The sequence below is a fragment of the Acinetobacter sp. RUH 2624 genome, assembly GCF_000162375.2.
GTDB lineage: Bacteria > Pseudomonadota > Gammaproteobacteria > Pseudomonadales > Moraxellaceae > Acinetobacter > Acinetobacter nosocomialis.
In genome coordinates this window covers 1884766-1897267 of the sequence record NZ_KI391939.1, presented here as the reverse complement: position 1 = coordinate 1897267, position 12502 = coordinate 1884766, and the positions used below count along the sequence as shown (strand labels likewise).

General features: G+C 38.2%; 8 protein-coding genes. 1 reads left to right on the top strand and 7 read right to left on the bottom strand.

Annotated elements, in window-relative coordinates; translation table 11 throughout:
• Nucleotides 1-68: 68 nt before the first annotated feature.
• From HMPREF0014_RS15610 to ahcY, 5 genes are all read right to left on the bottom strand, one after another.
• A complete protein-coding gene (locus HMPREF0014_RS15610) occupies nt 69-2339 on the bottom strand; it encodes an NADP-dependent malic enzyme (RefSeq protein ID WP_002052468.1) in 2271 nt (756 codons plus the stop codon).
• A gap of 236 nt (nt 2340-2575) precedes the next feature.
• Nucleotides 2576-5428, bottom strand: a complete 2853-nt coding sequence (locus HMPREF0014_RS15605; protein ID WP_006580666.1) for an EAL domain-containing protein — start codon at nt 5426-5428, stop codon at nt 2576-2578.
• Nucleotides 5429-5562: 134 nt separating this feature from the next.
• On the bottom strand, nt 5563-6285 hold the full coding sequence (locus HMPREF0014_RS15600) for a 16S rRNA (uracil(1498)-N(3))-methyltransferase (RefSeq protein ID WP_004886148.1): 723 nt from the start codon (nt 6283-6285) through the stop codon (nt 5563-5565).
• Between the two features lie 18 nt (nt 6286-6303).
• Complete coding sequence (gene metF, locus HMPREF0014_RS15595) at nt 6304-7140, bottom strand: methylenetetrahydrofolate reductase [NAD(P)H] (protein WP_004707740.1); 837 nt, start codon at nt 7138-7140, stop codon at nt 6304-6306.
• Nucleotides 7141-7211: 71 nt separating this feature from the next.
• Nucleotides 7212-8594 (bottom strand): adenosylhomocysteinase, encoded by a 1383-nt coding sequence (gene ahcY, locus HMPREF0014_RS15590; RefSeq protein ID WP_000994845.1) that lies wholly within the window; start codon nt 8592-8594, stop codon nt 7212-7214.
• Nucleotides 8595-8815: 221 nt separating this feature from the next.
• Here ahcY and HMPREF0014_RS15585 point away from each other — a divergent pair, with 221 nt between their 5' ends.
• Nucleotides 8816-9352: a cysteine peptidase family C39 domain-containing protein gene (locus HMPREF0014_RS15585; protein ID WP_004886152.1), complete on the top strand. Its 537-nt coding sequence runs from the start codon at nt 8816-8818 to the stop codon at nt 9350-9352.
• A 38-nt stretch (nt 9353-9390) separates the two neighbouring features.
• Here HMPREF0014_RS15585 and HMPREF0014_RS15580 read toward each other — a convergent pair whose 3' ends face one another.
• Complete coding sequence (locus HMPREF0014_RS15580; protein ID WP_006580668.1) at nt 9391-9774, bottom strand: carboxymuconolactone decarboxylase family protein; 384 nt, start codon at nt 9772-9774, stop codon at nt 9391-9393.
• A gap of 103 nt (nt 9775-9877) precedes the next feature.
• Nucleotides 9878-12343, bottom strand: a complete 2466-nt coding sequence (locus HMPREF0014_RS15575; protein ID WP_004886155.1) for an acyl-CoA dehydrogenase — start codon at nt 12341-12343, stop codon at nt 9878-9880.
• Nucleotides 12344-12502 lie beyond the last annotated feature (159 nt).

Sequence of the window (12502 nt, the reverse complement as noted above, 5' to 3'; positions counted from 1 at the left end):
AATCATGCTACAGAATAGAGGTTTTCTCAAGTGATTAGAGATGCTTTTCGTAAAAAGCAGTTTCTAAATTACTTTTCTTGTTGTTGAATTTCAGCAACAGTTAAAGCAGTCATATTGATAAGGCGGCGAGTCGTCGCTGTAGGTGTCAAAATATGAACTGGTTTAGCAGCACCTAGCAAAATTGGACCAATTGTAACGTTGTTACCAGAAGTTGCTTTTAACAAGTTAAATGAAATGTTTGCTGCATCTAGGTTCGGCATAATAAGCAAGTTTGCTGAACCTTTGAAACGTGAACCTGGGAAAGCATATTGACGAATGCTTTCGTCTAACGCTGCATCACCATGCATTTCACCTTCAACTTCAAGCTCAGGAGCTTGCTCAGATAAAATACGATAAACTTCACGCATTTTTTGAGCGCTTGAATCAGTCTGGTCGCTACCGAAACTTGAGTGAGAAAGTAAAGCTACGCGTGGTGTAATACCAAAGCGACGTACTTCTTCAGCTGCTAAGATTGTCATTTCAGCAAGTTGTTCGGCAGTCGGGTTAGTGTTTACATACGTATCAGCAATAAACAAGTTACGGTCTTCAAGCATTAATGCATTGAGCGTGAAGAAGTTGTTCATACCTTCTTTAAGACCAATAACGTTACGCACAAAGTCAAGGTGAATGTTATAGCTACTGTACGTACCACATAACATACCATCTGCTTTGCCGAATTTAACCAGAAGAGATGCAATTAAAGTTGAGCGACGGCGAGCTTCACGTTGAGCATATTCAACAGTAATGCCTTTACGTTGCATTGTTTGGTAGTAGTCTTTCCAAAACTCTTCATACATCGGGTTTTGTTCTTGATCTACAATCTCAATATTTACACCGTGTTGTAAACGTAGACCTAATTTTTTGATGTTTGCTTCAATGACTGCAGTACGACCAACTAAAATTGGTTTAGCTAAATCTTCATCAACTGCAATTTGAACAGCACGTAATACGCGCTCATCTTCGCCTTCAGCATATGCAATACGTTTAGGATCTGTTTTTGCTTGAGCAAAGATTGGTTTCATCAAGAATGCTGAGTTATAAACAAACTCAGAAAGTTTTTGACGATATGCAGAGAAATCTTCGATAGGACGAGTTGCAACACCTGAATCCATTGCTGCTTTAGCAACAGCAGGTGCGATTTCTAAAATTAAGCGTTGATCAAGTGGGCGTGGAATTAAGTAGTCACGACCAAATGAAGCAGATTTTTCACCATAAGTAGCTGCGTCAGCTTCTACGTGAGCCATACGTGCAATTGCGTGTACACATGCAATTTTCATATCTTCGTTAATTGTTGTAGCACCTACGTCAAGTGCACCGCGGAAGATATAAGGGAAACATAACGCATTGTTTACTTGGTTCGGGTAGTCCGAACGACCAGTTGCCATAATGACATCAGGACGTACTTCATGTGCATGTTCAGGCAGAATTTCTGGATCTGGGTTTGCTAATGCAAAAATAATTGGATTTTCAGCCATTTGTTTCACCATATCTTTGGTGAGAATACCTGCAGCTGAAAGACCTAAGAACATATCTGCGCCAGCCATTACTTCATGTAATTGAGTCGCTTTAATGTCTTGTACATAACGCTTTTTAGATTCATCTAAGCCTTCACGTGAAGTCGTAAGTAAACCACGAGAATCGGCAACAATGATATTTTCTTTATTTACGCCTAACGCGCAAAGTAAATCTAAACAAGAAAGGGCAGCAGCACCTGCACCTGAAGCAACGATTTTGATTTCTTCAATTTTCTTATTAACGATTTGTAAAGCATTTAATAATGCTGAACCTACAATAATACTTGTACCGTGTTGGTCATCATGGAACACAGGAATTTTCATGCGTTCACGAAGTTTCTTCTCAATATAGAAACATTCTGGTGCTTTGATATCTTCAAGGTTAATGCCGCCAAAAGTTGGTTCTAATGAAGCAACAATATCAACGATTTTATCTGGATCGTTTTCAGCAATTTCAATATCAAATACATCAACACCAGCGAACTTTTTAAACAGAACGCCTTTACCTTCCATTACCGGTTTAGAAGCTAATGGACCGATGTTACCTAAACCAAGAACCGCAGTACCGTTACTGACAACAGCAACTAAGTTACCACGCGCTGTGTATTTTGCAGCAGCTGAAGGATCACGTTCAATCTCTAAACATGGAGCAGCAACCCCTGGTGAATAAGCTAGAGCCAAATCTCGTTGGTTGACGAGTTGCTTACTAGGCGTGACGCTGATTTTCCCTGGATTTGGATATTCGTGGTAATTTAAAGCGGCCTGTTTTAAAGATTGATCGTCCATCTGAGTCTCTATTTGATACAAAAAAGCAAACTAGTCAAATCACTCATTTAGGGGGAGGCAACTCATTTCGTTTACTTTGCTTTAATTTTTACCAATTAAGAGAATAGTAGACGAATTGCCAATAGCCCCGTAGTGAGCTAAATGCTAAAGAATATAACACTACTTCTTTATTTCTCACAGTCAAAAACGCTCATTTTTGGAAAAACCAGCGCATGTAAAATAGACTGTTAAAACAATTATGAAATATACGTATTTGATTGTAGATATTGAATAATCTGATTTGGATGGAGTGGGCGACTAAAGAAATAGCCTTGTAAAAAATCACATTGTTGTTTTTGTAGATAAATGACTTGTTCCTCAGTTTCAACACCTTCAGCAACCAGTTTTAATCCCATACTTTTGCCCATCGCAATCATAGCATTGACAATCGCTTCTTGTTTTTGATCACCAATTTTAGAAATAAAGGCTCGATCTATTTTCAAAATATCGATTGGGTACTCTGTTAGATAAGCTAAAGATGAATAACCTGTACCAAAATCATCGAGTGCAATTGAAATATTGCGTTCTTTAATTGAATGCAATAATTTTTTCACATTATCAGTATTGTCTAATAAAGCCGATTCGGTAATTTCTAGCTCTAAATTTGAACCATCTAACTGATATTGTTCTAAAAACTCATCCAAGTCATTGAGTAAAAGGCCTCGATGAATTTGTTGGGCAACAATATTTACCGAGACTTGGATATCTGTATAGCCAGCTTTTTTCCATTCTTGTAATTGTTTGCCGACTTTATCTAAAACGACTTTACCGATATCAGAAATAAGGCTACTACGTTCAGCAAAAGGAATAAACATATTTGGCATAACTAGTCCTTTTTCAGGATGTTGCCAGCGAATTAAAGCTTCAAAACCCTTAACTGATTTGTCATTTAAATTAATTTTCGGTTGGTAATAAACAACGAACTCATCATTTTGAATGGCTTTACGGAGTTCTTGTTCTAAATCGGCTGTCTTATATGGATTTGTTGTTTTATTACAATAATAGCTAATAGTATTGCCGCCCAGACGTTTTGCTTCTGACAATGCTTGTTCAGCGTGGTTGTTAAGATGGTCAACTTGTCTGCCATGTTCTGGAAAACAAGCGACTCCAATAGATGCTGTAATAAAATATTCCTGCTGATCAATATAAAAAGGTGCATTCAAAGCTTGTAATATATTTTGACAATATTGCTCAATATTTGGGTGAATCGGTGATATTTCATAAATAATCGCAAAATCGTCCCCATTTAAATAAGCGACTAAAATAGCATTAATATTGGTGAGACGTAGACGCTGTGCAAATTGTTTCAGTAGTTCGTCACCACTATCATTATTTAAGAACTCATTAAATGCTCTAAATCTATCAATATTAATTCGAATTAATGCCAGATTTTTAAAACTATAAGAAGGATTGACTAAATATTGATGTAATTGATTGTAATAATAAAAACGGTTAGGAAGGTGAGTTAAACTATCATAATTTTTTAAATAAGATAAATGTTGCTCTTGGCGTTTTTGCTCAGTTAAATCACGTGCAAAACCAATATAATTAATGACTTGATTGTGTTCATCTTTAACTGCATTAATATGAAGCCATAAATAAACACTCTTACCCGAAGCAAATTTTTCATCAAACTGGCCCATATATTCACCAGTTTTAAGAAGTTGTTGAGTAATCGAGTCATGAAACTGTTGTTGCTGCAATTTCTGATTTATTGCGATGTTAAATAACTGCTGATTTAATAACTCAGATTTCGAAAAACCAGTTAATTTTTCATAATAAGGATTAACATCAATATAATTAAGTTTTTCATCTAGAATGAAAATTCCTTCAGCAGCTTGTTCAAGCACAATAGCGCAGAGTCTTAAATGCTCTTGATCTTTTTTTTCCTGATGAATATCTCTGGTCATTCCAACCATGCGTAAAGCTTTATTGGTTTTAGGATCACGGCTAATGACACGCCCTACATCATGAATCCAGCGCCAAGAGCCATTACGACGTAAAATACGAAAAGTAATATTGAAATGATCAGATTTTCCTTCCAAATGTTCTTTTAAACGTTCATCAAATAATTTTCGGTCATTCGGATGAATACGCTCTAATATGGCTTTGAGATGTAAAGAGGTATTTTGCGTTTGTTTTTGTTGATCAAAAAAAGTGATTTCTAGTTTTTGTTTTTCAATATCCCAGTCCCACGGTCGAATACCTGCAGTTTCATGGGCAAATGCTAAATTATGACGATGACTTTCAAGCCTCTCATTCATTTTGGTTAAGTCGTATGTTCTCTCACGTACTTTTTGTTCGAGTAAATGATTATTAAATTGAAGCTGTGCTTCAATATCTTTGGATTTATTTACTTCTTGTTGGAGCTGTACACATAACTCTTCAGCCCATTGAGTATGCTGTTCTGCGACTTGTACAAGTTGCTTATTTTTAAATAATAGTTGAGAAATTTTTTGATAGTTACGTTGAGTTGCATATGCACAAAGCAAAGTTGCTACAAAGGCTAAGTTATAAGCAAAGTAAAAAGGAAGTTGGGTGACTTGAGAATGGGTAAATTGACTAATAAGGAGTGGAACTGTACTTGGAATAAAGAGTAAATAAAAATATCGGGGCTGCTGAGTTAAAAAAGTAAGACCAATAATGTGTGCTGAAGTAATAAATAGGGCGATTAGGATATGAACATCGGATACGGAGATTAAGCTAGCTGGAAGCGAAAAATGAAGAACAATTATATTTATTCCCATTAAAATTCCAGAGAGCAAACAAATAGCTTGCAGGGTCAAATCAGTTTTTTTAATAAAATTAATATCGCGATATTGTGTTAAAAGTTTTGGAATAAATAATAGACAGGTAAAAATTAAAACGGTAAAGCCAATTGACCAAATAAATTTTGTAATGTAAGAAGTAAAGTAACAAGAGAAAATAAGGGCTGAAATTAGGCAAAGTAATATTAGGCTAATCAGATACCAGCGAATATATTGAATTGAGAGCCGGAGCTGTTCAATTTTTGTTTGATGCTGTAAATATTCTTCCTGAAGGCCAGACATAAGATTTTTCTATCCTATTTTTTTACATTTATACAGAAAGAATCTGATTTATCAGTGGAAAAAAATTTAAATTAATATTCATACAGTAAAAGTAAGTTAACTTTAATTGTTGATTTAATCAATGTTCAATTAGTTTATATGGATAAAAACCGATAATTTAAAATAGATAATGCCACAACAGGTGCAGTTTCAGTGCGTAATACACGATCTCCAATACACCAGTTCATAAAACCAGCTTGATTCGCTTGCGTAATTTCATTTTCGCTTAAACCACCCTCTGGTCCAATTAATAGGGCAAGTTCAGGCTGAATCCCTGACAATACATCTTTTTGTTCTTTTTCAGGAGCTAAAACAAATTTAGATACAGGAAGTTCAGAAGAGCTTAGCCATTCATTAAGCGAAATAGGGGCTAAAACTTCTGGGACTAAGTTAAGTCCACATTGCTCACATGCTGCAATCGCAACAGCTTGCCAATGGTCTAATTTTTTTTGGTCTCGGTCATATTTCAAGCGCATTTCACAACGTTCACTGGTTAAAAGCTGAATTTTGCTAACACCAAGTTCAGTGGCTTTCTGAATAGCATAATCCATTCGGTCACCTTTACTCATGACCTGACCAAGAATAGCTTTAAAAGGAGCGTTACGGTTTGCAGGATTAAAACTCTCAATTGTGACAAATGCATTTTTTTTATTAATTTCGGTCAATGTTGCGAGATATTCTCCGCCTTGTCCATTAAATAGAGTCGCTTGTTCTTGTAGTTGTGCACGTAAAACACGTACCCAATGATGGAATACCGATTCAGTCAGCTGAATTGTTGAGCCAACTGTAAGTTCAGTTTCGATAAAAAAACGATTCATTGGGTACGCCTTACAAAATTAATTTAAACCAAGATCAACAACAAGTTGACGAGTTGGTTCGACTTGGTTCATTGAATAGAAGTGCAAGCTTGGTGCACCACCTGCAATCAGGCGTTCGCATAGCTTAACAACCACTTCATGACCAAAAGCTTTAATACTTTCGCTGTCATCGCCATAGGCTTGTAACTGCTTACGGATCCAGCGAGGAATTTCAGCACCAGTACCATCTGCAAAGCGAATTAAGTTGCTTGCATTGGTAATCGGCATGATACCAGGAGCTACCGGAATGTTAATTCCAGCTTTTTCCAAACGCTCCATAAAATAAAAGTATGAATCTGGATTAAAGAAGAATTGGGTAATTCCAGCATTGGCACCAGCTTGTACTTTTTCAATAAAACGTTGGATGTCTGAATCAAGGCTTTCAGCTTGAGGATGCATTTCTGGGTAAGCTGCAACTTCAATATGAAAATGATCACCTGAGTGCTCACGAATAAAACGTACTAAGTCTTGAGCATAAGGAAGCTCGCCAAGACCAACCTGTCCAGATGGTAAGTCGCCACGTAAAGCGACAATACGGTCAATGCCTTGAGCTTTATATAAATCGAGTAGTTCAGCAATACGCGTCTTATCATCACCAATACAAGAAAGGTGAGGGGCAACAGGAGTGCCTTTACCGTTGAAATCTTCAATAGCGGCAAGTGTACGTTCGCGAGTAGAACCACCAGCGCCATAAGTAATCGAGAAAAACTCTGGATTTAATAGCTGTAATTCTTGGTGAACAATACGAAGTTTTTCAGCACCGGCATCAGTTTTTGGCGGGAAAAACTCAAAAGAAATAGGTGTACGTTTAGTCATGTCAAATCCTTGTAAACAGCGAAACATTTTTAGAAAAAAGGGCAGTCGGTTCACCGTCTGCCCTTAAGTTCTTAGTATTTGTAAGCGTCAGATTTGAATGGTCCCTCAACAGCAACACCTAAATAATCGGCTTGCTCTTGAGTTAACTGAGTAAGTACACCACCGAAACCTGCAACCATTGCTGCAGCAACTTCTTCGTCAAGTTTCTTAGGAAGAACTTCTACGCGAATTTTTGCAGCTTTTTCGCTTGCAGGAAGGTCAGCAAATTTCTCTTGGAATAAGTGAATTTGGCCTAAAACTTGGTTAGCAAAAGAACCATCCATTACACGTGATGGGTGACCAGTTGCATTACCTAAGTTTACAAGGCGACCTTCAGAAAGAAGGATAAGGTAGTTGTTTTCGTCTTCTGAACGATAAACTTGGTGAACTTGTGGCTTAACTTCAACCCACTTGTAACCACGTAAATAAGCTGTATCGATTTCTGTGTCGAAGTGACCGATGTTACATACAACTGCACCAGCTTTTAAGCTGTCTAGCATTGCGGCATCACACACGTGGTAGTTACCAGTCGTTGTTACAACAAGGTCAGTGTTGCCAAGAAGATCGTGGTTAATATCTTCTTTTTTACCTGTTTGTACGCCGTTTTTGTATGGAGATACAACTTCATAGCCGTCCATACATGCTTGCATTGCACAAATTGGGTCAACTTCTGTGACACGAACGATCATGCCTTCTTGACGTAAAGATTGAGCAGAACCTTTACCTACGTCACCGTAACCGATCACAAGCGCACGGCGGCCAGATAACAACATATCTGTTGCACGTTTGATCGCGTCATTTAATGAGTGACGGCAACCATATTTGTTGTCGTTTTTAGACTTAGTAACCGAGTCATTTACGTTAATTGCAGGTACTTTTAAAGTGCCGTCTTTCCACATTTCGATAAGACGTTGAACACCTGTAGTTGTTTCTTCGGTAATACCGTGAATACGTTCTAAAAGAGCAGGATATTTTTCATGAACAAGAGCAGTTAAGTCACCGCCATCGTCCAAAATCATGTTGGCATCCCAAGGTTGACCATTTACATTGATCTGTTGTTCTAAGCACCATACATATTCTTCTTCAGTTTCACCTTTCCAAGCAAAAACTGGAATACCGCGAGCAGCAATTGCAGCAGCAGCATGGTCTTGAGTAGAGAAAATGTTGCAAGATGTCCAGCGAACTTCAGCACCTAATTCAACAAGCGTTTCAATAAGAACCGCTGTTTGAATGGTCATGTGGATACAGCCAAGAATTTTTGCGCCAGCAAGTGGTTTAGAAGCTGCATAGCGTTTACGTAAGCCGATCAAAGCTGGCATTTCTGCTTCAGCAAGTTTGATTTCTTTACGACCGTAGTCAGCAAGTGAGATGTCAGCAACTTTGTAATCTGTAAATGAAGCATTAACCGCGTTCATCAGGATCTCCTAGGAAAAAATAGTATTGATCATTCTGTTCGCGGATGCCGTTGTTGGTTAAAACGAGTGTTTAACCGATCGTCGAGCCTGGCAAAATGATCTTTAGTGCCGATCATTTGTCGCAGCATCCCTCGACTAGCGAAACATTGTACTTGGAAAAGCTTTTAGTGCCAATCCAGTTTTGTTTATTATCTGCTTAATTACGACTTTAGATTTAAATTATGGCCTTAAATATTCCCGAATCTTTGGCAAACCTCGAGGCAAACAGTGGAGTTTTCGCAGTTTGGATGGTACTAAAGCATTATGGGGTACAAATTGATGTTGCTGAGTTGATTAAAGTTTGCAGATATGAGCAAGACGGTACCTATACGATTGCTTTAGCTGTTGCTTTAAAAAAATTTGGTTTTGATGTGTCCTTTTATTCAGATGATGATCCCAATATTAGCCCGAGCGAACGCATGAGCTATAAAGAAGCAAAGGTACTAAAAATTCCAATAGGATCTGCTTTGAGCTATCAAGATATTCAAGCTGCTATTCATAATGGAAAAATGATGATTGTGTACTACGACACTTTAGATGGCGTAGGTAATCAGTCACTGGTTTATTCTATAGATCAAAATGAAATTTGCTTTTTTGATAGTTTTGAGCCGATGTCGGCAACAGTTTTTGAGAACCAGCGTAATGTAGAAGGAATTTGCCGTCAGGCTATTATAATTGGTGAACGTAATTTAAATATTTATTCGACTACATTAAATTAGATCAAAGTGAGCCAGTAGAGTTCTGGCTCAGATTAAAGTTATTGTTGTTGATATTCTTGAATGAGTTCTAAAGCAGCGCGAAAAGCTTCCTGAGTAGCAGGAGCGCCGCAATATGGCAAACTATGCAATAAAGTTTCCTGAATTTCTTCCACTGTACAACCATTATTGAGTGCACCACGGACATGGCCTTTAAGCTCGGTAGGAGATTTAAGCGCAGTTAACATTGCTAGAGTGATTAATGAGCGATATTTACGTGGTAGCACACCTTCACGCTGCCAAGTCGAACCCCAAGCATGTTCATTAATCCAGTCTTGTAAGGGCTGGGTAAAGGGTACCGTATTTTCTTGTGCACGTTTTACAAAAGCTTCTCCCATTACTTCTGTGCGTACTTTTAATCCATTTTCGTAATCTTGCTTAGACATTAATTTCTCCTAAAAATAAAAGCGTCGAGTGACGCTTTTATGGTTATTTATTAATTAATGCGAATCAAAAATGATTGCAATAGTGAATTGGTGGAGGCATCAGTCACACTATTTGATGAGGGTTTGATAAAGGCAAATCCTTGTCGAGTTTTTCATCAAAAACATCGGTAAGCATGCTGTCAAATCGAATTGCGTTGTATTGCAACAATTGTTGAGCTTCGCTATCAGAAATAAAGCCTTCTTTTGTAGCCTGCGCAATATTCTCTTCAAAAGTAAGCCCTGTAAATTTTCCTTTAGATTCAGCTTTCTTAAACTTATCCCAAAGTGGCTCGATGGTTCTTAAAATCTGGAATGTATGTTCCAGACGTCCAGTCACGTCATTAGGTTCAGTTGAATAGTACACATGGTGTTTAAGTTGCTCTCTAAATGGGTGTTCTTCCATCATAAGTTCAGCTACTTGTTGTTTTAACTCATCGTCAGGTTTTGAAATCATGCGGCCTAACGGGAAACATATCCATTTTACAAGTGCTGCTGGAAACTTGGCTGGGAAGTTATCAAATAACCCCCAAAATGCTTCCTGAATATTCAAGAATGCTTTTTGTAGTGCTAGTTTAGCATGCAGTTGTTCAGCTTCAGTTTTTTGCCCAGCTTCATAAAATTTTAAAATTGCAGTAGATATAAATAAATGCGCATGTATATCGGCTAAACGTCCTGATAGCATTTCTTTACGTTTTAAATCTCCGGCAAGTAAGCCAAGCGACATGTCAGAAACAAGTGCGAAGTTGGCACTAAAACGGTTAATCGTTTTATAGTAACTCGCAGTGAACTGATCTGATGATTGAGGTGCATCACTTGAACCACCTGTCCAACCATAAGCAAATGATTTTGCACCACGGTTAAAGGTATAGGCTAAGTGTTTAAATAACAGGTCATCGAATTTTTGAACTGCATTGGCTTTATCATCAGACTGAAGCAATTGTAGTTCTTCAAAAAGATAAGGGTGACAGCGCATTGAACCCTGACCAAAAATCATTAATGAACGGGTTAAAATATTTGCACCTTCGACTGTAATTGCAATAGGAATAGCTTGATAGGTAAGTGCAAGGAAGTTGCGGGGCCCAAGCTGAATGCCACGACCACCAGCAATATCCATGCCGTGATTAACCACTTTGCGCATGGTTTCAGTTGCATAGTATTTTGCCATGGCGGTCATCACGGCAGGGGTTCCGCCTTGATTTAAACCACATGTCACTAAATAACGGAATGCTTCAAGCATATAGGCATCACTGGCAATTTCACTGCTGGCTTCTTGTACACCTTCAAATTTGCCGACAGAAATATTGAACTGTTGACGAATTCTCGCAAAAGCACCGACAGTTAAATAGCTCATTTCACCTGCGGCTGTGGCTAATGCTGGAAGGGAAATGCCACGACCGACGCCTAAGCATTCCATCAGCATGCGCCAGCCTTTACCAGCATTTTCTTGTCCGCCAATAATCCAGTCAATTGGAATGAAGACATCTTCACCTTCTACTGTTCCATTCATAAATGGAGATCCGGGATAATGGCGTGCACCTATTTTCACACCTGAATGGCTTGCAGGAATGAGTGCGCAGGTAATACCGTATTCAGTTTTATTTTTATCACCGAGTAGACCTTCAGGGTCATAAAGCTTAAATGCTAAGCCAACTACGGTGGCAATTGGAGCAAGCGTAATCCAGCGTTTAGAGAAATTCATGCGTAGACCAAGAACTTGAGCGCCTTCATATTCGCCGTAGCAAACCACTCCCGAATCTGGAATTGCGCCTGCATCTGAACCTGCTTCTGGACTCGTTAAACCAAAGCATGGAATTTCTTCACCTTTGGCAAGACCTGGTAAGTATTGCTGCTTTTGTGCATCAGTACCGTAGTGCATGAGTAGTTCGCCGGGTCCTAAAGAGTTAGGGACCATACAACTCACTGCTGCGGTTAATGAACGTGAGGCAATTTTGCTCATAATACGACTTTGAGCAAATGAGCTAAATTCTTTACCGCCAAAGGATTTTGGAATAATTAGGCCTAAGAAACCTTTATCTTTAATGAATTGCCAAACTTCAGGAGGAAGGTCTTTTAATTGATGATGAATTTCCCATTCATCAAGCATACTACATAGCACTTCAACTTCATTATCGATAAAACTTTGCTCTTCTTGTGAAAGTGTAGGATAGGGATATTTTTCAAATTGCGACCAGTCTGGAGTCCCCATAAACAATTCTTTTTCCCACCAGCTTGTTCCTGCTTCTAAAGCTTCTTGTTCGGTTGTGCTGATGCTCGGCATTGAATTTGCCAGAGTTTTATATGCAGGTTGAGTAATTAAGTTAAACCGTAAAGGTTTAAACAAAATGATAATGCTCAGCGCAATAAGAGGAATACCTAAGAGTAATGACCATGGCGTTAAAATGAATGCAGTAAGTATGGCTACCGCAATCATAAGAACACTGCCAACGACCCTGTTTAGGTTAAAAAAGAAAATTGCCCATATTGCAATGAGCTGAATGACAATACTTAAAACAAAGAGTAGGAAAATCATACTTGCTCCTTGCTAGATAAGCCCTCAAGTTGGAAGTTACAAAAAAAGCGAGGAGAGATTAAGGCTTAACTAGCTAATTTTTTAATGCTGTTTAAATTTAATTTTTTATGTCGCAATTGATGTATATGCTAGAGCAGGGATATATCGTGCTTTTACATA

Excerpts from the sequence above, each read along its gene's own strand:
- HMPREF0014_RS15610 (WP_002052468.1), bottom strand. The coding sequence starts at position 2,339 with ATGGACGATCAATCTTTAAAACAGGCCGCTTTAAATTACCACGAATAT.
- HMPREF0014_RS15605 (WP_006580666.1), bottom strand. The coding sequence starts at position 5,428 with ATGTCTGGCCTTCAGGAAGAATATTTACAGCATCAAACAAAAATTGAA.
- HMPREF0014_RS15600 (WP_004886148.1), bottom strand. The coding sequence starts at position 6,285 with ATGAATCGTTTTTTTATCGAAACTGAACTTACAGTTGGCTCAACAATT.
- metF (WP_004707740.1), bottom strand. The coding sequence starts at position 7,140 with ATGACTAAACGTACACCTATTTCTTTTGAGTTTTTCCCGCCAAAAACT.
- ahcY (WP_000994845.1), bottom strand. The coding sequence starts at position 8,594 with ATGAACGCGGTTAATGCTTCATTTACAGATTACAAAGTTGCTGACATC.
- HMPREF0014_RS15585 (WP_004886152.1), top strand. The coding sequence starts at position 8,816 with ATGGCCTTAAATATTCCCGAATCTTTGGCAAACCTCGAGGCAAACAGT.
- HMPREF0014_RS15580 (WP_006580668.1), bottom strand. The coding sequence starts at position 9,774 with ATGTCTAAGCAAGATTACGAAAATGGATTAAAAGTACGCACAGAAGTA.
- HMPREF0014_RS15575 (WP_004886155.1), bottom strand. The coding sequence starts at position 12,343 with ATGATTTTCCTACTCTTTGTTTTAAGTATTGTCATTCAGCTCATTGCA.